The sequence below is a fragment of the Micromonospora lupini genome (assembly GCF_026342015.1).
GTDB lineage: Bacteria > Actinomycetota > Actinomycetes > Mycobacteriales > Micromonosporaceae > Micromonospora > Micromonospora lupini_B.
Genome location: NZ_JAPENL010000003.1, coordinates 36,484 through 59,069 on the forward strand (window position 1 = coordinate 36,484; position 22,586 = coordinate 59,069).

Annotated in this window: 22 protein-coding genes and 1 riboswitch; of the genes, 6 read left to right on the forward strand and 16 right to left on the reverse strand. The window is 73.1% G+C overall.

The genetic code is table 11. The features are described from left to right. Positions 1–9: 9 nt before the first annotated feature. The 4 genes from infC to OOJ91_RS28290 form a co-directional block, all read right to left on the reverse strand. Positions 10–660 carry a translation initiation factor IF-3 gene (gene infC / locus OOJ91_RS28275; protein WP_266249907.1) on the reverse strand — a complete coding sequence of 217 codons (651 nt, stop codon included), beginning with the start codon at positions 658–660 and terminating at the stop codon, positions 10–12. Positions 661–1,286: 626 nt separating this feature from the next. Continuing rightward, positions 1,287–1,769: a PH domain-containing protein gene (locus OOJ91_RS28280; RefSeq protein ID WP_266249908.1), complete on the reverse strand. Its 483-nt coding sequence runs from the start codon at positions 1,767–1,769 to the stop codon at positions 1,287–1,289. A 303-nt stretch (positions 1,770–2,072) separates the two neighbouring features. After that, complete coding sequence (gene hisG / locus OOJ91_RS28285) at positions 2,073–2,918, reverse strand: ATP phosphoribosyltransferase (protein WP_266249909.1); 846 nt, start codon at positions 2,916–2,918, stop codon at positions 2,073–2,075. Positions 2,919–2,963: 45 nt separating this feature from the next. Next, on the reverse strand, positions 2,964–3,227 hold the full coding sequence (locus OOJ91_RS28290; protein WP_007458408.1) for a phosphoribosyl-ATP diphosphatase: 264 nt from the start codon (positions 3,225–3,227) through the stop codon (positions 2,964–2,966). A gap of 133 nt (positions 3,228–3,360) precedes the next feature. Between OOJ91_RS28290 and OOJ91_RS28295 the strand changes: the two genes are divergently transcribed. Genes OOJ91_RS28295 through OOJ91_RS28305 form a run of 3 tightly spaced genes read left to right on the forward strand, consistent with a single transcriptional unit; the run spans position 3,361 to position 5,809 of the window. Next, the gene (locus OOJ91_RS28295; protein WP_266249910.1) at positions 3,361–4,221 is read left to right on the forward strand and encodes an ABC transporter substrate-binding protein; all 861 of its coding nucleotides are present in this window, start codon (positions 3,361–3,363) and stop codon (positions 4,219–4,221) included. After that, the gene (locus OOJ91_RS28300; protein ID WP_266249911.1) at positions 4,218–5,063 is read left to right on the forward strand and encodes an amino acid ABC transporter permease; all 846 of its coding nucleotides are present in this window, start codon (positions 4,218–4,220) and stop codon (positions 5,061–5,063) included. Before OOJ91_RS28295 ends, OOJ91_RS28300 begins: the two co-directional genes overlap by 4 nt. A 2-nt stretch (positions 5,064–5,065) precedes the next feature. Next, positions 5,066–5,809, forward strand: a complete 744-nt coding sequence (locus OOJ91_RS28305) for an amino acid ABC transporter ATP-binding protein (protein ID WP_266249912.1) — start codon at positions 5,066–5,068, stop codon at positions 5,807–5,809. A gap of 103 nt (positions 5,810–5,912) precedes the next feature. On the opposite strand, the gene ribH is transcribed toward OOJ91_RS28305, so the two are convergent. The 7 genes from ribH to rpe all read right to left on the reverse strand — a co-directional run bounded on the left by ribH (position 5,913) and on the right by rpe (position 12,120). After that, positions 5,913–6,413 carry a 6,7-dimethyl-8-ribityllumazine synthase gene (gene ribH / locus OOJ91_RS28310; RefSeq protein WP_266251448.1) on the reverse strand — a complete coding sequence of 167 codons (501 nt, stop codon included), beginning with the start codon at positions 6,411–6,413 and terminating at the stop codon, positions 5,913–5,915. 2 nt (positions 6,414–6,415) lie between these two features. Next, the gene (locus OOJ91_RS28315) at positions 6,416–7,681 is read right to left on the reverse strand and encodes a bifunctional 3,4-dihydroxy-2-butanone-4-phosphate synthase/GTP cyclohydrolase II (protein WP_266249913.1); all 1,266 of its coding nucleotides are present in this window, start codon (positions 7,679–7,681) and stop codon (positions 6,416–6,418) included. Then, positions 7,678–8,367 carry a nicotinamide riboside transporter PnuC gene (gene pnuC / locus OOJ91_RS28320; protein WP_266249914.1) on the reverse strand — a complete coding sequence of 230 codons (690 nt, stop codon included), beginning with the start codon at positions 8,365–8,367 and terminating at the stop codon, positions 7,678–7,680. Before pnuC ends, OOJ91_RS28315 begins: the two co-directional genes overlap by 4 nt. Continuing rightward, on the reverse strand, positions 8,367–9,008 hold the full coding sequence (locus tag OOJ91_RS28325; RefSeq protein WP_007458397.1) for a riboflavin synthase: 642 nt from the start codon (positions 9,006–9,008) through the stop codon (positions 8,367–8,369). The genes pnuC and OOJ91_RS28325 overlap by 1 nt, the downstream gene beginning before the upstream one ends. Position 9,009: 1 nt before the next feature. Further along, positions 9,010–10,071, reverse strand: coding sequence for a bifunctional diaminohydroxyphosphoribosylaminopyrimidine deaminase/5-amino-6-(5-phosphoribosylamino)uracil reductase RibD (ribD, locus tag OOJ91_RS28330; RefSeq protein ID WP_266249915.1), 1,062 nt, complete (start codon positions 10,069–10,071; stop codon positions 9,010–9,012). A gap of 160 nt (positions 10,072–10,231) precedes the next feature. Further along, positions 10,232–10,403: riboswitch (FMN riboswitch) on the reverse strand. A 78-nt stretch (positions 10,404–10,481) separates the two neighbouring features. Then, positions 10,482–11,438 carry a response regulator gene (locus OOJ91_RS28335; RefSeq protein WP_266249916.1) on the reverse strand — a complete coding sequence of 319 codons (957 nt, stop codon included), beginning with the start codon at positions 11,436–11,438 and terminating at the stop codon, positions 10,482–10,484. Position 11,439: 1 nt separating this feature from the next. Then, complete coding sequence (gene rpe, locus OOJ91_RS28340) at positions 11,440–12,120, reverse strand: ribulose-phosphate 3-epimerase (RefSeq protein WP_266249917.1); 681 nt, start codon at positions 12,118–12,120, stop codon at positions 11,440–11,442. A gap of 254 nt (positions 12,121–12,374) precedes the next feature. Here rpe and OOJ91_RS28345 point away from each other — a divergent pair, with 254 nt between their 5' ends. Together OOJ91_RS28345 and OOJ91_RS28350 are read left to right on the forward strand one after the other, a co-directional pair. Beyond that, positions 12,375–13,265: a septum formation family protein gene (locus tag OOJ91_RS28345; RefSeq protein WP_266249918.1), complete on the forward strand. Its 891-nt coding sequence runs from the start codon at positions 12,375–12,377 to the stop codon at positions 13,263–13,265. 84 nt (positions 13,266–13,349) lie between these two features. Further along, entirely contained in the window at positions 13,350–14,240 is an 891-nt protein-coding gene (locus tag OOJ91_RS28350) for a septum formation family protein (RefSeq protein WP_266249919.1), read from the forward strand. A 75-nt stretch (positions 14,241–14,315) separates the two neighbouring features. Here the strand turns inward: OOJ91_RS28350 and OOJ91_RS28355 are convergent, their stop codons facing one another. The 4 genes from OOJ91_RS28355 to OOJ91_RS28370 form a co-directional block, all read right to left on the reverse strand. Continuing rightward, positions 14,316–15,794, reverse strand: a complete 1,479-nt coding sequence (locus OOJ91_RS28355; protein ID WP_439117154.1) for an RsmB/NOP family class I SAM-dependent RNA methyltransferase — start codon at positions 15,792–15,794, stop codon at positions 14,316–14,318. Beyond that, positions 15,749–16,675: a methionyl-tRNA formyltransferase gene (fmt, locus tag OOJ91_RS28360; RefSeq protein ID WP_266249921.1), complete on the reverse strand. Its 927-nt coding sequence runs from the start codon at positions 16,673–16,675 to the stop codon at positions 15,749–15,751. The genes OOJ91_RS28355 and fmt overlap by 46 nt, the downstream gene beginning before the upstream one ends. Positions 16,676–16,680: 5 nt before the next feature. Beyond that, on the reverse strand, positions 16,681–17,241 hold the full coding sequence (gene def, locus OOJ91_RS28365) for a peptide deformylase (RefSeq protein WP_266249922.1): 561 nt from the start codon (positions 17,239–17,241) through the stop codon (positions 16,681–16,683). 109 nt (positions 17,242–17,350) lie between these two features. Then, the gene (locus OOJ91_RS28370; protein WP_266249923.1) at positions 17,351–19,843 is read right to left on the reverse strand and encodes an ATP-binding protein; all 2,493 of its coding nucleotides are present in this window, start codon (positions 19,841–19,843) and stop codon (positions 17,351–17,353) included. Positions 19,844–20,090: 247 nt separating this feature from the next. Between OOJ91_RS28370 and OOJ91_RS28375 the strand changes: the two genes are divergently transcribed. Further along, the gene (locus OOJ91_RS28375) at positions 20,091–21,371 is read left to right on the forward strand and encodes a hypothetical protein (RefSeq protein ID WP_266249924.1); all 1,281 of its coding nucleotides are present in this window, start codon (positions 20,091–20,093) and stop codon (positions 21,369–21,371) included. 108 nt (positions 21,372–21,479) lie between these two features. Here OOJ91_RS28375 and OOJ91_RS28380 read toward each other — a convergent pair whose 3' ends face one another. After that, positions 21,480–22,463, reverse strand: coding sequence for an AAA family ATPase (locus OOJ91_RS28380; RefSeq protein WP_266249925.1), 984 nt, complete (start codon positions 22,461–22,463; stop codon positions 21,480–21,482). Between the last annotated feature and the right edge of the window lie 123 nt (positions 22,464–22,586).

Here is a 22,586-nt window from a genome sequence, read left to right on the forward strand (position 1 = left end):
TCTCCCCTGTTACTCGCTGCTGGTGTCGGCGGCGAGGCCGGTGTCACCGGCGGCTGCGGTCTCGCTGACCGCCGCGGTCTCATCGGCTTCCGGAGCGGCGGAATCATCCGCTGCCCGGTCCCGAGGTGCACCACGGGACGCCGTGGCGGCGACCGCGGATGCCTTGACGGCCCGATGCGGGGCGAGAACCATGATCATGTTTCGGCCGTCCTGCTTCGGAGCGGCCTCGACGTATCCCAGTTCCGTGATCTCGGACTCGAGCCGACGCAGGAGCCGGTAACCCAGCTCCGGGCGGCTCTGCTCGCGACCGCGGAACATGATCGTCACCTTGACCTTGTCGCCCGCCTTGAGGAACCGCACCACGTGACCCTTCTTGGTCTCGTAGTCGTGCGGGTCGATCTTCGGACGGAGCTTCATTTCCTTGATGACGGTCTGCTGCTGATTACGCCGCGCTTCGCGCGCCTTGAGTGCGCTCTCGTACTTGAACTTGCCGAAGTCCATGAGCTTGCACACCGGCGGGCGCGCCATCGGCGCAACCTCGACCAGGTCCAGATCGACGTCCGCGGCCAGCTGAAGGGCGCGCTCCAGCGGGACGATGCCCACCTGCTCACCCTCGGGGCCGACCAGTCGGACCTCACGTGCCCGGATCTGCTCGTTCACGCGTGGTTCGACGCTGATGGGGCCTCCTCGAGTCGTTTCTGCTCTGTCGCCGACCCCTGCGGCTCCCGGGTGGGAACCGACCCGGAAAGCAGAAGGCCCCGGCGCATGCCAGGGCCCGCTCGACCGGTCGGCGTGATCACAGGATCACACGTCCGGGACCGGGACATGCCCGGAACCGGTGACCGGACCCGGCCACCGTAGCGGCGACTCGGGTGGGAGCAGGCGCTCCGCTTTCAAGGCTGTCTGCTCGCACGCGGAGACAGCCTGGTCGACTCGGCAACCTTACACCCCCGCCTCGCTCGCCCCCAAACCGGGCACGACCTGCGGCCGAACGCCAGTGCGGCCGGCCGCCGCAGCGCCCGACGCCGCGTCGCCGCGGGCACACCGCCGGGGCGGGGCGGCGGCAAGATCCGCGCACTTTCCCTGAAACTGCTGCCTCCCGGCACGGCTGAGGCAGCGGTTTCCCTGACGTTGTCGCGATCCTGGCGAGGGTCGCACGGCTGGGCGGGCTGCGACGCGGGCCGGCGGTGGGCGGTGCTGCCGCAGGTCGACGGTGTCGGGTGCCGGCGCGAGCCGACGGTGGGGCGCGGTTCGGCCCCGGTCGGCCGTGGGCCGGTTCGGCCGGGTCAGCGGTCGACGGCGCGATCGGCGCGATCGGCGAGGCGGGTCAGGTGGGCCTCGTGCAGCCGGCGCAGGGCGCGGACCCCGTCGACGGCCAACTCCTTGTCGGCGGCCTGCAACGCGACCATCGGCAGCAGGTCGTCGTCGTGCAGCTCCAGGCTGGCCCACGGCGCGCCCCGGTCGAAGCGGACACCCCGGACAACCTCCCAGGGCAGGTCGTACGAGCTGATGACGTTGCGGACGCGGATACCGCGCCCGTCCGCCTCCACCCGCGGGCGGGTGAACAGGAGGAAGCCCAGCGCCCCGAAGATGCCCAGGCCGATCATGGCGATCTGGTCGCCGCGCTGGAAGCTGCCGTAACCGTCGCCGGTCGGCCCGCTCAGCGAGGTGGCGACCAGGGCGAACACCACCACCAGGGCAGCCGCCGCCGACCAGCAGACCACCCGGATGCGGCGGGGCTTGAGGCGGACCAGCTCGGTTTCACTCACCCCACCAGTCTGCCACCCGCACCGGCCCGGCAGCCGCACCACCCGCCGAGCCGCCACTCAGCGCGGCACCGGACCCCTCACCCGTCCCCCAGGCCCGCGCCACGCCGCACGGCCCCGCACCGCACCCGCACCCGCGCTCGCTCCTGGATCGAGTGGCCTCGGCTGCGCAGGATGCCACTACTTCCCGCTTCGAGCGCGATCTTGCGGCGACTCAGCGGGAGATCCACTCCAGGTCGGCGATGTGAGGGTGTCCGGGCGACTGGACACCCCCACATCGGCGATATTGAGTTGATCAATCAGGGATCAGAGGCGACAGGCGTGGATGTTGGTGACCAGGATGGCGCGAGCGCCCAGGTCGTACAGCTCGTCCATGATCCGGTGCACGTCGTCGCGCAGCACCATCGCCTGCACGGCCACCCAGCCCTCGCGGTGCAGCGGCGACACGGTGGGCGACTCGATGCCGGGGGTCAGCCCGCTGGCCCGGTCCAGCAGACCGGCCGGCACGTCGTAGGCGAGCATCACGTACCGGCGGGCCACCAGCACGCCGTGCAGGCGGCGCAGCAACTGCTCGGCCTGCGCGTGCGGCGGCACGCCGGCCCGGCGGACCAGCACCGCCGACGAGCGCAGCAGCGGCTCGCCGAACACCACGAGGCCCGCCTGACGCAGGGTCGCGCCGGTCTCCACCACGTCCGCGATCACGTCGGCGACGCCGAGGCGTACGGCGTTCTCCACGGCGCCGTCCAGACGGATCACCTCGGCCTTGACGCCCGCCTCGTCGAGGTGCCGCTCGACCAGCCCCGGATAGGCGGTGGCGATCCGGTGCCCGCCCAGCTCCTGCACGGAGGCGATGTCGTCGGGGCGGGCGGCGAAGCGGAAGGTGGCCCGGCCGAAGGCGAGGTCGACGACCTCCTCGGCGGGCGCGGCCGAGTCGATGAGCAGGTCCCGGCCGGTGATGCCGAGGTCGAGGTCACCGGACCCGACGTAGGTGGCGATGTCCTTGGGACGCAGGTAGAAGAATTCGACGTCGTTGGCCTCGTCGCGGCAGACGAGATCCTTGGGGTCGGTGCGCTGGCGGTAGCCCGCCTCGCGCAGCATCTGGGCGGCCGGCTCGGCCAGGGTGCCCTTGTTGGGGATGGCGACACGCAACATGACTGAGTGCTCCTTCGATCGGATGTGATCAACGACGGGGCGCACTCACAGATGTCGGTAGACGTCCTTCAGTTCGAGACCACTGGCGAGCATCAGCACCTGGACCTGGTAGAGCAGCTGGGAGATCTCCTCGGCGGTGCGCTGCGGCCCCTCGTGCTCGGCGGCCATCCACGACTCGGCCGCCTCCTCGACGACCTTCTTGCCGATGAAGTGCACGCCCTTCTCCAGCGCGGCGACGGTGCCCGAGCCCGGGGTGCCGGCGGCGGCCTTGGCCTGCAGCTCGGCGAACAACTCCTCGAACGTCTTCACGGGGAACGATTCTTCCAGCCGTCGCGCCGACGCCCCGAGTCCGGGTCCACCGCGACCCAGCAGGCGGACAATTCCCTACCAGCATGGTGGGAAAATCTTCGATCGACGCCCGTGGAGCTTTACGCTGTCCGCCATGGCCAGCCGCTCACGTCTCCTCGCGCTCATAGTCGCCGGTGTCGTCGTCGCCGCCACCGGATGCGCGCCCCAGAAGGAGTCACCGACCCCCACCGACACCGCCTCGCCGTCCTGCGCCAAGGACAGCCTGCCCACCCGTACGCCGGGCAAGCTCACCATCGCCACCGACCAGCCGGCCTACGAGCCGTGGTTCCGCAAGGACAAGCCGGACAGCGGCGAGGGCTTCGAGGCCGCGGTCGCGTACGCGGTGGCCGAGAAGCTGGGCTACGCCCGGAGCGACGTCACCTGGACCCGGGTCAAGTTCGACACCGCGATCGCGCCCGGGGAGAAGAACTTCGACTTCGACATCAACCAGTTCTCCGTCACGGAGGAGCGCAAGCAGGCGGTGGACTTCTCCGCGCCGTACTACCTGGTGCGCCAGACAGTCATCGCGCTGAAGTCCTCGAAGATCGCCGGCAAGACGTCGCTGGCGGACCTGCGCGGCGCAAAGCTCGGCGCCCAGGTCGGCACGACCAGCTACCAGGCGATCACTGACGTCATCAAGCCGGCCGGGAAGCCGCAGGTCTACAACAGCAACGACGACGCCAAGAAGGCCCTGCAGAACGGGCAGATCGACGGGCTCGTGGTGGACCTGCCGACCGCGTTCTACATCACCGGCGCGGAGATCACCGACGCGACGATAGTCGGTCAGGTGCCGCAGGTGGGCGTGCCCGAGGCCTTCGGGCTGCTGCTGGACAAGAACTCGCCGCTGACCCGCTGCGTGAGCGGGGCCGTCGGTCAGCTCAGCGAGGCCGGCACGCTCACCGAGCTGGAGCAGAAGTGGCTCGCGCAGGTGGCGGGGGCGGCCGAGCTGCGGTGACGCCGCGGGAGCACACCCCCTCCGCGGCGCAGCTGCGGCGGTCGGCGTACCGGCGTCGGCAGAGCGTCCACAGCGTGCTGATCGCGGCCTTCTCCACGGCCGCGCTCGGCACGCTGCTTGTCGTCGCCGTGACGGGCGCGCCCGGCTGGGACCGGGTCCGGCAGTCGTTCCTGGACCCGGAGATCGGCGCCGACGCGCTGCCGGCGGTGCTGGACGGGCTCTGGCTCAACGTCCGGCTGCTGGTCTGCTGCGCGGCCGGCGCGCTGCTGCTCGGGCTGGTGATCGCCGTGCTGCGAACACTGCGCGGCCCGGTCTTCTTTCCGGTGCGGGCGCTGGCCGCCGGCTACACGTACACCTTCCGGGGCCTGCCGCTGATCATCGTGCTCTATCTGCTCACCCTCGGCGTGCCGGGGCTGCGCCTGCAGGGCATGCCGTCGGTGCTGGTGCTCGGCGGGCTCGCGCTGGTGCTCACCTACGGCGGCTATCTGGCCGAGGTGTTCCGGGCCGGTATCGAGTCGGTGCACCCCAGCCAGCTCGCCGCGGGCCGCTCGCTGGGCCTTACCTACCGGCAGACGATGCGGCACGTGGTGTTGCCGCAGGCCGTCCGCCGGGTGGCGCCGCCGCTGCTCAACGACGTGGTGGCCCTGCAGAAGGACGTCGGGCTGGTGTCGCTCGCCGGCCCGATCGACGCGGTCCGCGCCGCCCAGATCGCCACCGCCCAGTCGTTCAACTACACCCCGTACGTGGTGGCCGGGGTGCTGTTCGTGCTGCTCGCGATCCCGCTGATCGCGGTCACCGACTGGGTGACGCTGCGCTCGGCCCGTCGCCAGTCGGGAGGCTGACCATGGCTCTGCTGCGCTGCCGGGGTCTGCGCAAGGAGTTCGCCGGCCAGGTCGTGCTGGACCGGCTCGACCTGACTGTCGACGAGCATCGGGTGGTGGCCCTGATCGGCGCGTCCGGATCGGGCAAGTCCACGCTGCTGCGGTGCGTGAACCTGCTGGAGGAGGTGGACGACGGCACCATCGAGCTGGACGGGGAGGACATCTCCGACCCCCGGGTCGACGCCGACCGGGTGCGCCGGCGGATCGGCATGGTGTTCCAGGCGTACAACCTGTTTCCGCACCTGAACGTGCTGGACAACATCACCCTCGCGCCCCGGCGGGTGCACCGACGGGCCCGCGCCGAGGCCGAGGCGCAGGCCCGCGACCTGCTCGACCGGGTGGGGTTGGGCGCGAAGGCGCACGCCTTTCCGGACGGGCTCTCCGGCGGGCAGCAGCAGCGGGTGGCGATCGTCCGGGCACTGGCGAACTCGCCCCGGCTGATGCTGCTCGACGAGGTCACCTCGGCCCTGGACCCGGAGCTCGTCGGCGAGGTCCTGACGATGATCCGGGACCTGAAGGCCGACGGGATGACCATGGTGCTGGCCACCCACGAGATGGGTTTCGCCCGGGAGGTGGCCGACGAGGTGTGCTTCCTCGACGCGGGGCGCGTCGTCGAGAGCGGCCCACCGGAACAGGTGCTCGGCGAGCCGACGCAGGCCCGGACGCGTCAGTTCCTGCGCCGGATCATCGAGGCCGGCCGACTGTGAAGCCGGCCGGCTGTCAGACCAGCCGACCCGAGGCCGGGCAGCTCCGGGGCCGAGCAGGCCCGAAGCCGGCCGACACCGAGGCCGAGCAGCGCCGGAGGCGGCGTCAGCCGCCGAAGCCGACCCGCTGCGCGTTGCCGGCGGCCACGGCCCGGACGGCGAGCGCCGCGTCGAGCGCCGCCACTGTCGCCGCCCAGCCCTTGTCCTCCGCCGAGCCGGGCAGACCGGCCCGGTCCCGGGCCTGCTCGATGGTCTCCACGGTGAGCACACCGTGCGCCACCGGCTTGCCCTCGTCCAGCGCCACCCGGGTCAGCCCGTCGGTGACCGACCGGCACACGTAGTCGAAGTGGGCGGTTGAGCCACGCACCACCACGCCGAGCGCGACCACCACGTCGCAGCGGCGCGCGAGGGCCTGGGCGACGACAGGCAGCTCGACGGAGCCGGCGACGCGCGCCACCACGGACCGCGCCCCGCACGCCTCGGCGGCGGCGACCGCGCGCTCCAACATGTGGTCGGTCAGGTCGCCGTGCCAACGCGCGGCCACCACCCCGACGGTCAGCCCCGCGGCGTCGACCGCCTCGACTCCCGGCTCGCCGAAACCCGCCATCGTCATGCTCCGATCTCGTCGTCGGCGACCGGACGCCCCAGCGGCGCCTCGGACACCTCGTCCAACTCGTCCAGCAGGTGACCCATCCGGTCCCGCTTGGTGCGCAGGTAGCGCAGGTTCTCCGGGTGCGCGCCGGCCGGCAGGCTCTCCCGGCCGGTGACGGTGAGCCCGTAGCCCTCCAGCCCGGCCCGCTTGGCCGGGTTGTTGGTCAGCAGCCGCATCGAGCGCACGCCCAGGTCGTAGAGGATCTGGGCGCCGGTGCCGTAGTCGCGGGCGTCGGCCGGCAGCCCCAGGTCGAGGTTGGCGTCCACGGTGTCCCGACCCTGGTCCTGCAACTGGTACGCCTGCAGCTTGTGCAGCAGGCCGATGCCGCGTCCCTCGTGGCCGCGGACGTAGAGCACCACGCCCCGCCCCTCGCGGGCGACCCGGGCCAGCGCGGCGTCCAACTGCGGCCCGCAGTCGCAGCGCAGCGAGCCGAACACGTCCCCGGTCAGGCACTCGGAGTGGACCCGGACCAGCACGTCCTGGCCGTCGCCGAGGTCGCCGAGCACCATCGCGACGTGCTCGGCCGGGTCGTGCTCGGCGCGGTAGCCGAGCGCCCGGAACACCCCGTGCCGCGTCGGCATCCGGGCGTCGGCGACCAGCTCGACCTGCTTCTCGGTACGCCGCCGGTAGGCGATCAGGTCGGCGATGGTGATCAGCGTGAGGCCGTGCTCGGCGGCGAACTTCTCCAGGTCCGGCAGCCGCATCATGGTGCCGTCGTCGTTGATCAGCTCGCAGAGCACGCCGGCCGGACGCAGACCGGCGAGCCGGGTCAGGTCGATCCCCGCCTCGGTGTGCCCGGGCCGGCGCAGCACCCCGCCCTCGCGGGCGCGCAGCGGCACCACGTGCCCGGGCCGGGCCAGGTCGGTCGGGTCGGTCGCCGCCCCGGCGAGCAGCCGGCTGGTGTGCGCGCGGTCGGCCGCCGAGATGCCTGTGCTGATCCCCTCCCGGGCGTCCACGGTCACCGTGTACGCGGTGCCGCGCCGATCCTGGTTGGTGTGGTGCATCGGCGGGAGGTCGAGCCGGTCGGCCTCGCTCTCGGTCAACGCCACGCAGACGTACCCCGAGGTGTGACGCACCATGAACGCCATCAGCTCCGGCGTGGCCCGCTCGGCCGCGAAGATCAGGTCGCCCTCGTTCTCCCGATCGGCGTCGTCGACCACGACGACAGGCCGCCCGGCGGCGATCTCGGCGATCGCCTCCTCGATATCCCCGAAGCTGCTCATGCGACGGCCTCCGTGTAGGTGGGCGGGAGTGCGGCGGCCGGGCGGGTGGCACGCGAGGTGCGCCACCAGGCGGCGAAGCCCCAGACGCAGAAGGCGCCGTAGACCAGGTACATGGCCGCCGACGGGTAGAACCCGCCACGCAGCAGCAGCGGCACGCCGACCGCGTCCACCGCGATCCACACCAGCCAGAACTCGACCCAGCCGCGGGCCATGCCGTAGGTCGCCAGCAGACTGCCGGTGAGGATCCAGGCGTCCGGCAGCGGGCCCCAGGAGCCCAGCGCCTTGAGCACCGGGTACGCGGCGGCGGTGCCGACCACGGCGGCCAACAGCAGGATCAGCCGTTCCCGGCCGGTGGCCCAGCGCGGCAGCACCGCGGCGTGGCCCGCGTCGACGCGGCTGTTGCGTCGCCACCGCCACCAGCCGTAGACGCTCACCGCGAAGAAGAACACCTGCCGGCCGGCCTGTCCGTACAGGTCGTGGGCCTGCGGGGTGGCGAACACCCCGCCGAGGAAGACGGTGAACAGCAGCGCGTTGCCGATCATGCCGACCGGCCACGCCCAGACCAGGCGGCGCAGCCCGAGCAGCGCCGAGACCAGCCCGAACACGTTGCCGACGATCTCCCGGGCCAGCACCGGCGAGCCGGCCACCTGCACCTGGGCGTCGAGCAGCCAGCCGAGGGGGCCCATCAGGCCACCCCGCCCGTGCTCGGCGTCGCCTGCGACGCGTCGTCGGTCAGCCGGGCGCCGAGCAGCCGCTCGACGTACTTGGCCAGTACGTCGACCTCCAGGTTGACCGGGTCGCCGACGCCCTTCGCGCCGAGCGTGGTCAGCTTCAGGGTGGTCGGGATCAGCCCGACGGCGAACTCGTCCGCGCCCACCTCGGCGACGGTCAGCGACACGCCGTCGATGGTGATCGAGCCCTTCTCCACGACGTACCGGGCCAGGGCGGCGGGCAGCCGGAACCGCACCGTCTCCCACTGCTCGGCCGGTTCCCGGGCGACGAGTTCGCCGACGCCGTCGACGTGGCCCTGCACCAGGTGACCGCCGAGGCGGCTGCCCAGCGCGGCGGCCCGCTCCAGGTTGACCGGGTCGCCGGGGCGCAGCGCGCCAAGCGCGGAGCGGCGCAGGGTCTCGCCCATGACGTCGGCGGTGAAGACGCCGTCGGCCGCGTCCACCACGGTCAGGCAGACGCCGTTGACGGCTATGGAATCACCGTGGCGGGCGTCCGAGGTGACCAACGGGCCGCGCACGGCGACAAGCGCCGAATCGCCCGCCGTGGCCGTTACCCGGACGATCTCCCCCAACTCCTCGACAATGCCGGTGAACATGTCAGCCCTCCCTTTTGCGGGGCAAAGCGGTGATCCGGAGATCCGGACCGACCTGCGTAACGTCGACGAACTCCAGATCGATGGCCTCAGCGATGGTCGTCACTCCCGCGTCGACGAGGGCTGTGGGTCCGGCGCCGAGCAGCCGGGGCGCGACGTACCCGACGATCTTGTCGACCAGGCCGGCGGCCAGGAACGCGCCGGCCAGCCGGGGGCCGCCCTCCAGCAGCACCGCACGGACCCCGCGCTGGTGCAGCGCCGCGAGCAGCGCCGGTAGGTCGACCCGACCGTCCGGGCCCGCGCCCACCTCCGCCGTGGTCGCGATCCACGTCCGCGCGGCGCCGTCGCGGACCCGGGCGTCGACGGGGGTACGCCCCGAGCTGTCCACCACCACCCGCAGCGGCTGCCGGATGGCCAGGCTGCCGTCGCGCAGGTTGCGGGCGGTCAACCGGGGGTCGTCGGCGAGCACGGTGCCCACCCCGGCGACGACCGCGTCGACGGTGCCGCGCAGCGCGTGCACGTCGATCCGGGCCGCCTCCGAGGTGATCCACATGCTGGTGCCGTCCGCCGCGGCGGACCGGCCGTCGACTGTGGCGGCGTACTTCCAGATGACGTACGGCCAGCCCCGGCGCATCGAGGTCAACCACGCGACGTTGCCGGCCTCGGCCTCGTCGCCGCGTACCCCCAGATCCACCTGGACCCCGGCGGAGCGCAACGTGGCGGCGCCGCCGGAGGCGACCGGGTTCGGGTCGGGCACGGCGATGACGACGCGGGCCACCCCGGCCTGGACGAGCGCGGTGCTGCAGGGGCCGGTGCGGCCGGTGTGGTCGCAGGGTTCCAGAGTGACGACTGCGGTGCCGCCCTCGGCGCGCGGGCCGGCCTGGGCCAGCGCCACGATCTCGGCGTGCGGCCCGCCGGCGTACGCGTGGAAACCCTCCCCCACGACCTCGCCGTCGGCGTCCAGCAGCACGCACCCGACCACCGGGTTGGGGCTTGTGGTGCCCAGCCCGCGCGCTGCCAGCTCGATCGCACGCCGCATCGCCTCTTCGACGGAGACGCTGGCCATCGCCCTTTCCTGCCCTCTCACTCGCCGGTCCGCGCGCGGCGGTCAGGGAGGCGGCATGGGCCGCGGGCAGGCGGCGGCGGATTCCGGGTACGGCACAGCCGACCCGGATGGGCGGCACGGCACGCTGACGCCAGCGGCCGGCTCAAGACCCGTCCGTCCCGCGCGCTGTCTCCCATCCGGACTGTCTGGGGGCGGACGAACCGCCTCCAACCGTCGGCCCCGGATTTTCACCAGGTCCACCGGCCGGCCGAAGCCGTCCGGGTCGCGGGCTGACCACGGTTGGACCGTGGATCACCGCCGGTTCGGAATTTCACCGAGTCCCGCCAGCGCGTGGTGGGTACCTCGCAGTCTTACACGCTTCGCGGGCTCCGACACCTCCGAGGCGAGCTACTTCACAGCGGGGTCACGCGTCAGGTGACGCCGCGCCGCCGGTCCACCGCCACGTACGAGCCCGGTTGACTCTTGGCGACCGTTTTCATCTCGGAGGCGACGGCGATGGCCTCGAGAGGGTCGGTGAACCGCTTGCCGGCGTCGGAGAGGGAGACGCCGATGGACAGCGTGACCAGGGCCGCTCGGCGGATGGTGCCGCGCCGGTCCTTCAACTCGACGAACCCGCGCTCGCGGTCGGTCGGGTCGTAGAGCGTGTCGGCGGCCTTCTCGAAGTCGACAACCGCCCGGGAGGTCAGCTGGCGGACCTGGTCCGGCGCGCAGACGATGACGAAGTCGTCGCCGCCGACGTGACCGAGGAAGGCCGGCGGCAGACCCACCGCCACCACCGCCCGGTGCAGGCTGCGGGCCAGCGCGGAGATGAAGTCGTCGCCCCGGACGAAGCCGTACCGGTCGTTGACGCTCTTGAACCGGTCGATGTCGATGTAGCCGACCGCGTAGTCCACCCCGTGCCGGACCCGGTCGCTGATCTCCCGACGGATCCGGCTGTTGCCGGGCAACCCGGTCAGCGGGGAGACCTCCCGGAACTCCTTGTTGCGCCGCAGCGTCGAGGACACCCGGGCCACCAGCTCGGCGGTGTCGAACGGCTTGACCAGGTAGTCGTCCGCGCCGGCGCTGAGCCCGTGGACCTTGTCCACGGTCATTCCCTTCGCCGTCAACATGATCACCGGCAGGGCGGAGGTCATCGGATCGGCGCGCAGCCGTCGGGTCAGCTCCAGACCGTCGACGCGGGGCATCATGAGGTCGACCACCGCCAGGTCGGGCCGCTGCCGCTCGATGACCTCCAGGGCCTCCTGACCGTCGCTGGCGTGAATCACCTCGAAGCCGTGCAGCCGCAGGTTGAACTCGACGAAGCGGGCGATGTCCTCGTCGTCGTCGACGACGAGGATGATGTCCTTGCGGTCGCCCTCGGGCTCCACCTCAGGCCCCGGGCGCCGCGCGCTCCGCCAGCGCCCGCAGGTGCCGGACGGCCTCCGCCGGGTCGGCGGCGCCGTAGACGGCCGTCCCGGCCACGAACGCGTCGGCCCCGGCGGCGGCCGCCTGCTCGATGGTGTCGGCGGCGATCCCGCCGTCCACCTCGATGCGCAGCTCCAGGTGGCCGGCGTCGACGTGCCGGCGGGCGGCGCGGACCTTGTCCAGCATCTGCGGGATGAACCGCTGCCCGCCGAAGCCCGCCTTGATCGTCATGATCAGCAGGGTGTCGAAGCTGGGCAGCAGCTCCAGGTACGGCTCGATCGGCGTGTCCCGGTCGATGGCCAGCCCGGCCTTCGCGCCGGCCGAGCGCAGGTCCTTCGCGAGCGCCACCGGGTCGTCGGCCGCCTCGGCGTGGAACGTGACGTTGTACGCCCCGGCGTCGGCGTACCCGGGGGCCCACCGGCGCGGGTCGGAGATCATCAGGTGCACGTCGAACGGCATCGTGGTGGCGGCGCGCAGGCTCTGCACCACGGGCAGGCCAATTGTCAGGTTGGGCACGAAATGGTTGTCCATCACGTCCACGTGCAACCAGTCCGCGGCGTCCTCGACGGCACGGACCTCTTCGGCGAGGCGGGCGAAATCGGCGGCCAGGATGCTCGGCGCGACGATCGGCGGCGGTACGGTCACGGGGCCAGTGTACGAACGTGGCCACCCGCCGCCCGCAGCACGGCACCAACTCCGACGCGCTGTGATCCAGCAGTGACCAGTAGTGCAGAATAAGCCGGTCCGGGCCCCCGATTCCGGACGAACAGACATCAGTGGCTGGCCGATCGACCCAAACGCGACGACACTCCAAGCGGGACGGTGCCGTAGGCTGCACGCCCGCCGGGGTCGCGCCGCGGGGCGCGGTGACCGGTCGCCAGCTCCCGGGAGGGCGGACGATGCGACGGTGGCTTCCAGCGCTGGCGCTGGTCGGCATCACGACGATGCTGCTGGCCGGCTGCGCGCCGGCCCGAGGCGCGGACGGCGACCTCACCGACGACTGGCCGGCACTGCGGGTTCCTAGACCATTCACTCCCGCCACCGACACCTGCCTGCCCCGGATCACCTCGGTCGTGCAGGCCAGTACGTACGAGACTGTCGACTGCGCCCGCAGCCACCTCGCCGAGGCGATCCACGTCGGCACGTTCACCGGCACGGCCGCGCGGGCCGGCACCCGACCGGGCCCGGGCTCGGCCGCTCTGCGCGCGGCCCGCTCCGAGTGCGACCAGAGGGCCCGGGAGGTGCTCGGCGGCGACTGGCACACGGCCCGGCTCACCCTGACGCTCTCGCTGCCCAGCGGCCCGGCCTGGACCGGCGGCGCGCGCTGGTTCCGCTGCGACCTCAGCGAGACCGACAGCATCGACAACACCCGGCCGGTGAACCGCGTCGGCAGCCTGCGCGGCGCGTTGATCGGCGACACCCCGCTGACCCACGGCTGCTTCGACCCCAAGCTGATCGGCGACAACCTCAACTACATGGCCCCGGTGCTCTGCACCGAGCCGCACCGCGCCGAGTTCGTCGGCGTCTACTCCGAACGGGACATGAGCTGGGGCGAGTTCACCCGCGCGGGCGAGCAGGCGCACCGGCGCTGCATGACCTTGATCGCCGCGTACGCGGCCGTGCCGAACAACAGCGACCTGCCGTACCGGGCCGGGTCCATCTACTACCCCCCGTCGCAGCGGGAATGGGAGGAGGGCGACCGTGGGGTGCGCTGTTTCCTGTGGAGCGACGACCGCAAACTCACCCGTTCGATGCGCGGCGCCGGCCCCGAGGGACTGCCCGCCATCTGAGCCACGGTGCCGTATGCTGCTGCGCCGTGGCGCTACCGGCCGGCTGGGGGCCGACCGGAGGTCACCGGCGGCGGGAGGTTGAAGATGCGACGGTGGTTGACGGCGATTGCCGGGGGCGCGGCGGTGGCCCTGGCGCTCACCGGCTGTGGCGCACCCGCCGGAGTCGACAGTGACCTCACCGACGACTGGCCGACGCCCGTGGCGGCGCAACAGTTCGTCCCCACCGCCGGCGTCTGCCACCACTCCTCCCAGCAGGTCGGCTTCCTTAGTGGCTACAACCCCATGGAGTGCCGCGAGTCGCACCGCGTGGAGACCATCCACGTCGGCACGCTCACCGGCCCCGGCGCGGAGCGTGGCACGCCCCCGCCGGCCGGTTCGGAGGGCATGCGGGCCGCGCAGGCCGGCTGCCAGACGGAGGTCAACAAGGCGATCGGCGCCGACTGGCGCTCCGGGCGCCTCGGGCTGACGGTCGTGCTGCCGTCGGGGCCCGCCTGGGCCGGCGGGGCCCGCTGGTACCGCTGTGACATCACCGAGATCGCCAGCATCGACGACACCGCCGTCGACCTGCGCACCGGCAGCCTGCGGGGCGCGCTGACCGGCGCGTCGCCGCTGGCGTACCGCTGCTTCAACCCCAAGCTGGTCAAGGACAAGATCGAGGAGATGGTGGCGGTGTCCTGCACCGCCAAGCACCACGCCGAGTTCGTGGGGATCTGGCAGGCGCCGGACATCAGCTACGCGGAGTTCGAACGCACCAGCAAGCGCACCCACCGGGCGTGCCAGTCGGTGACCGCCAAATACGCCAAGGTGCCGGACAACTCCCAGCTCGACTTCCGCGCCGGAACGATCTACTACCAGCCGTACGAGCAGGAGTGGCGCAACGGCAACCGCGGCGTGCAGTGCTTCCTGTGGATCAGCGACCGGAACCTGACCCGCTCGCTGCGCAACGCCGGCAGCAAGGGCCTCCCGGTCACCTGACCTCGGCCGACACCACCGCACCCGGCCGACCCGGCCGGGTGCGGTGTCACGTTCAGCCCCTGCGCGGGACGGCTGTCAGCCCTTGCGCAGGACGGCGAGGAACATCGCGTCGGTGCCGTGGCGGTGCGGCCAGAGCTGCACGGTGGGACCGTCGCCCAGGCCGGGCATGCCGGCCGGCAGCAGCGGTCGGGCGTCGACGAAGTCCACCGACACGCCGCTGCGGCGGGCCGCCTCGGTGACCGTCACGTGCGTCTCCACGGTGTGCGGCGAGCAGGTGACGTAGGCGACCAGCCCGCCCGGCCGGACCGCCCGTAGCGCCGCGCCCAGCAGCTCCCGCTGCAGCCGGGTCAGCGGCGGCAGGTCGGAGGGCTGACGACGCCAGCGCGACTCGGGCCGGCGACGCAGCGAGCCCAGCCCGGTGCACGGGGCGTCCACAAGCACCCGGTCGAAGTGGCCCTCCGGCAGCTTCGGGTCCGCGCCGACCTCGCGACCATCCATGGCCAGCACGGCCACCGGCAGGCCCCGGGTCGCCTGGGACACCAGCCGGGCCCGGTGCTCGGCAACCTCCACGGCGGTCAGGCGGGCGCCGCGCTGCGCGGCCAGCGCGCCGAGCAGACCGGCCTTGCCGCCCGGGCCGGCGCACAGGTCCAGCCAGCGCCCGTCCGGGCCGTCCAGCGGCGCGTCGGCGAGCGCGGCGGCCACGAGTTGGGAGCCCTCGTCCTGGACGTGGGCACGACCGTCGACCACCGCCGGCACGTCACCAGGCGCGCCGCCGGGCAGATAGACGGCGTACGGCGAGAAGGCGCCGGGTGCGCCGCCCACCTGGTCGGCCAGCTCGATCGGGTCGATCAGGCCGGGACGGGCGCACAGGTGCACCGGCGGCCGCTCGTTGTCCTCGATCAGGAGCCGGGCGGTCTCGCCCAGGTCGCCGTCGAGCGCCTCGGAGAAGGCCCGCACGATCCACTGCGGGTGGCTGTACGCCAGCGCCAGGTGCCCGACCGGGTCGGTCTCCATCGGCGGGGCGAGCTTGGCCACCCAACCGTCGATGTCGCGGGTGGACACCTCGCGCAGCACCGCGTTGGCGAACCCGGCGGCGCCCGGCGCGACCGAGCGGACCAGGTCCACAGTCGACGACACGGCAGCGTGCGGGGGCACCCGGGTGTGCAGCAGCTGGTACGCCCCGATCCGCAGCGCGTCGCGCGCCGGTGGGTCGATGCGGGCCACGTCCCGCCCGGCCGCGTCGCTGAGGATCGCGTCGAGCGTGCCGAGGTGGCGCAGCGTGCCGTAGGTCAGTTCGGTGGCGAAGGCGGCGTCGCGGCCGTACAGCCCCTCCTCGCGCAGGATGAGGGGCAGCACCAGGTTGGCGAAGGCGTCGTCGCGGTGCACGGCGGCCACCGCCTCGTACGCCGCACGTCGTGGCCGGTCCAGTGGCGGCCGGGTCGGCCGGCGGTCGCCGCCACGGCCGGCGGACGAACCACCGCGGAACGGACGCGTCCCCTCCGGGGCCGTCACGCGAGGCCCTCGCCGGCGCCGACGCGGACGCCGCGCGCCCAGTCGGTGGCCGTCATGGCGCGCTTGCCCGCGGCGCGGACCTCGCCGAGACGCACCGGCACGGTGGCCGTGCCGGCCAGCACCCGCGTCTTCTCCACCAGCAGCTCCCCCGGTTTCAGGTCCGGGCCGTCGGGCACCGGCGCGACAGCGCCGAGCTTCACCCGCTCGTCCCGGAAGGTCGTCCACGCGCCGGGGGCCGGGGTGCAGGCCCGGATCCGCCGGTCCACGGCGAAGGCCGGGTCGGCCCAGCGCACCCGGGCGTCCTCAACTGTCAGCTTCGGCGCCAGCGACACCCCGTCGGCGGGCTGCGGCTCGGCCCGCGCGGTGCCGTCGGCGATGGCGTCGAGCACCGCCACCAGCAGACCGGCACCGGAGTCGGCGAGCCGCTCCAGCAGGTCACCGGAGGTGTCGCCGGGGCGGATCTCGTCGGTCAGGGTGCCGAACACGGGGCCGGTGTCCAGGCCCTGCTCCAGGTGGAAGACGCTGGCGCCGGTCAGTTCGTCGCCGTGCAGCACCGCGTGCTGCACGGGCGCGGCGCCCCGCCACGCGGGCAGCAGCGAGAAGTGCAGGTTGATCCAGCCGTACCGGGGGATCTCCAGCGCCGACGGCGGCACCAGCGCGCCGTAGGCGACCACCGGCACGCAGTCCGGGGACAGCTCGCGCAGCCGGTCGAGGAACTCCGGGTCGCGGGGGCGGGCGGGCGTGAGCACCTCCACACCGTGCTCGTCGGCCCACGCGCCGACCGGGGAGCGGGACAGGCCGCGCCCCCGACCGGCGGGCGCGTCGGGCCGGGTGACCACGGCGACCAGCTCGTGCCGGGAGGCCGCGACGGCGGCCAGGGCGGGCACGGCCACCGCAGGCGTACCGGCGAAGATCACACGCATCCGGGTCACCGACCCAGGCCGAAGGGGCTGCCGCCGGCGTGCGGGTTGACCTTGACCACCGGCGGCGCGGCCGCGTCGTACCACTCGGCCTGGCGGATTGCCTTCATGGCCTCCTTGCGGCCGGCGGCGTCGAGCCGGTCGAGGAAGAGCACACCGTCGAGGTGGTCGGTCTCGTGCTGCACGCAGCGGGCCATCAGCCCGGTGCCGACGATCTGCAGCGGGTCGCCGTAGCCGTTGAAGCCCTTGGCGATGACGTTCTGCCGGCGCTTCGTGTCGAAATAGAGCCCGGGGATGGACAGACAGCCCTCGGGGCCGTCCTGCTCCTCCTCGTCGGGGAACTCCAGCACCGGGTTGACCAGGTGCCCGAGCACGTCGTCGACGTCGAAGGCGAACACCCGCAGGCTCACACCGAGCTGCGGCGCGGCCAGGCCGGCGCCGTTCTGCCCCCGCATCGTGTCCGTGAGATCGGCGATGAGCCTACGCAGCTCGACGTCGAAGTCGACCACCGGATCGGCCGGCGTGCGCAGCACCGGATCCCCAAAAAGACGGATGGGCTGGACGGTCACGCGGGACGGCTCCTTCATCGGGCGGGCGAGCGGTGCCGTACCAGTCTACGGAGTGCCGCGGAGCGCCCCGGCGGCGTACCTCGATCGGCCACCGCCGGTGTGCCCAGCGTCACCCGGCTCGGCCCCGGGTGGCCGCCGCGCCGGCCAGCAGGGCGCGGACCCGCTCGCCGTCGGGGTGACCGAGGTCGTCGAGGATGCCCAGGGCGCGTCGCCAGGTACGCGCCGCGCCGGCCGGGTCCCCCGCCGCGAGCCGGCTCTCGCCGAGCCGGGAGAGGGTGTCCGCCTCGTCGTAGCGGTCGCTGATTCGCCGGTACAGCCGCAGCGCCCGCCCGTAGCAGCGGATCGCCTCCCGGTGGTCGCCCAGCCGCGCGTGGATGAAGCCGAGGCTGTCCCAGGTGTTCGCCTCACCGTGCCGGTCACCGGTCCGACGCAGCAGCGCCAACGCCTGCTCGCAGTGGTCGAGCGCCGGGCGGTACTGGCCGAGCTGCGCGTGCGCCCAACCCACCGCGTTGCGGGCGCTGGCCTCCCCGGCCAGATGACAGGCGTCCCGGTACAGCGCGAGAGCCCGCCGCACGTGGTCCAGCGCCTCGGCGTACCGGCCGAGACCGTCGAGCATCGCGCCGAACGCCCGGTGGGTACGCGCCTGCCCGGTGTGGTCGCCCAGCGCCCCGAAGAGCGCCAGGGCCTGCCGGTAGTTGCTCGCCGCCTCGTCCACCCGCCCCAGCCGGGACAGCACCCGGGCGAGGTCGCGGTGGGCGTTCGCCTGCCCGAGCCGGTCCCCCGCCCGCCGCGCCCCGGCCAGGGCGGTCCGCTGGGCGACGGCCAGGTCCGGCCACCGTCCCCGGCGTTGCAGGAAGTCCACGAGCGTCCACGCGAGCTGCCAGGCGTGGCCGTCGAACCCGGCACGTTTCGCGTGCGCGACGGCCGCCAGCAGCACCGGGTACTCGACTGTGAACCAGGCGAGCGCCTGCGCGTGGTCGGTGATCTCCTCGGGCGCCACATCCGGTGGGGCCGCCGCCAGGGTGACCGGATCCCGGCCCGGCTGCAGCAGCAGCGCGGCCGCGTGCGCGGTGTGCAGGTAGTGGTCCAGCCCACGCCGGATCGCCGCCCGCCGGGCCTCCGCCGGATCGAGTCGTTCGGCCTGCTCGGCGGCGTACGCCCGGAGCAGGTCGTGGGCGCCGAACCGGCCGGGGGCGTGCTCGGTGACGAGGTGCGCGTGGGCCAGCTCCGCCAACAGTCGGGGCACCTGCTCCCGGGGCAGCCCGGCCAGGCTGGCCGCCGCGGCGACCCCGATGTCCGGGCCGGGGTGGCAGCCGAACAGCCGGAACAGCCGTGCCGCCGCGGGCGTGAGGCTCCGGTACGACCAGGAGAAGACGGCCTGCACGTCGGTGCCGGCGTCCCCGGCGTCGAACGAGTCCAGCGGGCGCGGTGCCCCGCGCAGCTCGGCGGCCAGGGTGGCCAGGGGGAACGCGGGATTCGCCGCGCTCCTCGCGGCGAGCACCGCCAGGGCCAGCGGCAACCGCGCGCACCGCTCGATCATCTCGTCCACGGCCTGCGGCTCGACCGCCAGCCGGTCGGCGCCGAGCCGCCGGGCCAACAACTGCCACGCCTCGGCGGCGCTGAGCAGGTCCACGCCTACCGGCCGGGCGCCCTCGGCGGCGACCAGACCGGTAAGCCGGTTACGGCTGGTGACCAGGACCAGGCAGGTCGGGCTGCCGGCCAGCAGCGGCCGGACCTGGTCGGCGTCGCGGGCGTTGTCCAGCAGCACAAGCATCCGGCGACCGGCGAGCAGGCTGCGATAGAGACCCACCTGAGCGGGCAGGTGGGTGGGGATCCGTTCGGGTGACACCTCCAGTGCCTCCAGGAAGCCCCGGACCGCCTCCACGGCTGTCACCACAGTTCCGGTGGAGTCGAATCCGCGCAGGTCGACGTAGAGCTGGCCGTCCGGGAAGCGGTCGGCGACGCGGTGCGCCCAGTGCACCGCAAGCGTCGTCTTGCCCACCCCGGCCGTGCCGGACAGCGTCACGACCGTGGCCGACGCCCGGCCGCCGTCGCCGGAGGTGTCCGGGCTGGCACAGGCGGCATCGAGCTGGGCGAGCTGGGCGGCTCGTCCGACGAATCCGGGTAACGCCGGGGGCAGTTGGCGGGGCACGGGGAAGCGGGTCGGGGCCGTGGCGGTCCGAGCGCCGCCGCTCCTGGCCCGTACGGCCCCGGTGCCCGTCCGGCCGGTGGCCGCGTGGTCCCGGGTCGGGCGTCGACGTCGCTCCTCGATCCGGTCCCGCGCGGTGGCCAGCACCCCCTGCTCGGCGGGGGTCGCCCCGAGCAGTCGGATGAGCGCGTCGAACCGCTCCGGCGGCGGCAGGATGTTGCCGGCGAAGTACTCCCCGATGATGCCGCGTGACCAGCCGGTCTTCGCCGCCAACTGCCGGTACGTCAACCGGGTCTCGCCCTGCTGCCGGGCTTCACGGCGGCGCAGCTGGCGCAGCAGGCCGGCCAGCTCCTGCAGGGTCTGCGCCTCGACACCGCCGCGGGCCACGTCGAACTCCGCTGGCGACCCCTGCGGTGCTCGACGAACCCCGGACGGTACCCGTTGGTCGGACATGCGGCCCCCACCCCCTACCGGTCACCCGGGCGACCCGGGTCCCGACACGGGCAGGCTAGTTGCGGTCACACACGGCTAGATAGGAGGCGGCCGATGTCTGACAGTTCCACATCAGACCTTTCCCCCGTCCGGTGGTGTCCGACGGTGTCCAGTCCCGTCCAGGATCGCCGTGCCGAACCGACGTCTCGTGCCACCGTCTCGGTGCGGGCCCGGCCCGCGCCACGAAACCCTGGGGAAGGGGTACCAGATGATCCGTCCACACCCGACCGCCCGACGGTCCGCGGCGATGCTGCGTCGCATCGCCGTCACCGCGTGCGGCCTCACGCTGCTCGTCGCGGGCGTGAGCGCCGCACCGGCCACCGCCGCGCCGGGAGGCAAGGCCACCACCGCCGGATCGTTCGTCGACAGCGCGCCGGTGCCCGGCGGCTTCGCCTCCTGGTCCGAGCTGCTCCGGTTGCAGCAGCGGATGAACACCGCCGCCGCCCAGATCACGAACGCGGCGCAGCGCAGCGCGAACTCCGGCTTCGCCGGTGTCGTCGCCGATCCCACCACCCGCCACCTCCAGGTCTACTGGAAGGGCGAGCCGCCGGCGCACCTGGTGGCCAACGCCCGGGCCACCGTCGCGACGACTGTGCTGCCGGCCGCGTACTCGCAGCGGGAGCTGATGGTCGCGGCCGACCGGCTGCGCGCCACAGCCGGCGACAAGATCACCACGGTGGGTCCGCGCGCCGACGGCGCCGGCCTGCTCGTCGGTACGCAGAGCGGACTGCTCGGCGCGACGGCCCTCGCCGGCGTGCCGGTGACAGTGCAGACAGGTGTCGCCGCCGCGCCCGCCACCAGGTGGGACGACTCGCCGCCGTGGTGGGGTGGCGCCGCGTGGCGGAACACCGCCAACGGCGGTGGCTGCTCGACCGGCTTCGGTGTCTTCCAGGGCGGGGTGTCGCGGGTGCTCTCCGCCGCGCACTGCGCCAACCTCAACGTCCTCGCCACCGACCCGACCGGGCAGACGATCGGCATCGTCGGAACCCGCAACGTCAGCAGCGACACCCTGCTCATCGCGGGCAGCGCCGGAGGCCGGGTCTTCAACAACAGCACCGACGCGGCCGGCGCGGTGGTCAGCGAGTTCAGCAACCAGGTGATCGGCGCACAGGCCAGCCAGGTCGGCAACTGGGTGTGCACCTCCGGCGCCTACTCCGGCACCCGGTGCTCGATCCAGGTGAAGGCCCGCAACCTGTGCATCAACGTGCGGAACTTCGGCACGGTCTGCGGTCAGGTCCAGGCCGAGAACACCACCCACACCAACGCCATCGGCCAGGGTGACAGCGGCGGCCCGGTGGAGATCGTGAACGCGGCGAACACCCTCCAGGTCTGGGCGACAGGCACGAACACGGCAATCGACGACACCAACACCGCGACGGCGTGTACCGGCTACGTCCCCACCGGACGGGTGTGCGCCTGGCGGATCTACTACGAGGACATCTTCTCCGGCATGGCCGGGGTCGGCGCCTCGGGCGTGGTCCTGGGCTGACGCCTCGGGGCGTTCCGTCATTCGATCCGACGGCCGGGCCGGCGCGCATCCCGCGCGCCGGTCCGGCGCCGCGCTGGGCTCGGACGCCAATCTGGCGCCGCGCTCGACTCAGGCGCCGACGCCCCGGTCCGCGGCGAGCACGGCGTCGCCGCCGAGCAGCGCCGGCTCGGGCAGCGGCAGCTGGATCTTGTGGGCCGCCTCCCAGTCGTAGACCAGGCCGGGGCGCACCTGCGCGGCGAAGTAGTCCACGGCGCTCATGCCGCCCACCACCGGCTCGTCGACCTCGGCGACAAGCTGGGCGGGGACCAGGGAGAAACCATTCTGCAGGGCGGCGCTGAGCCGGCGGTGACCGTCGACGACGAAGAAGTACTCACCTGTGAAGCCGATCTTCAACGGTTCGAGGGACTCGTCGCCGGCCTCGGCCACGTCGCCGACGAACTCGCTGTCCCACAGCCCGCGCAGTGTCGCGATGTCCTCGGTCGGGTAGACCCGCGCCGGGTCGAGCAGCAGCAGCGGCGGGCCGTCGCGCAGCACGTCCGCGCCGAGCGTGCCCTCGTACGCGGCGATGATGTGCTCGACGACCTCGCCGGCGGAGGCCCGGGTCGTGTCGCAGATCAGGTCATAGTTGCGCAACCGCGCCTTGTCCACCCCGTAGCGGACGATGAACCGGCTGCGCTCGCTCTCGCTGCGCTCGCGGAGCTTGGCCTTGGCCTCCTGGAGCGAGGCGTAGCTCTCCGCCGGCCCGGACGGGCGGGCCAGCACCCGGCGGGCCGCCTCACCCGGCTCGGTGATCATGTGCACTTTGAGCGCGTGGGTGAAGAAGTGCCAGGCCAGCCGCGAGTCCATGATCAGATGCTCGCCGGAGGCGGCGATGTCGCGCTGGAGCTGGTCGACGTAACCGTCGACGGCCTGGTCCAGCTCGGCGTGCAGATTGAGCTGCAGGGCCGTCATCTGCCGCTGCTGCGCCATCTCCCGGTAGAGGTCACCCACGCTGACCCGGCGCATCCCGAGCCGCTTGGCGATCTCCACCGACACGGTGCTCTTGCCGCTGCCGAGGTCGCCGTTGAAGACGATCGATTGTCGAACGGTCACGACTGGCCCACCCCTGATAACCGGCTTCCTGACATCATCGACATCGCGTCCGACCGACGCGTTCCCGGCCCGCCCGTTCCGGCGGTGCCGTGACCTGGGGCCGTCGTACGCCCGAGCATGACG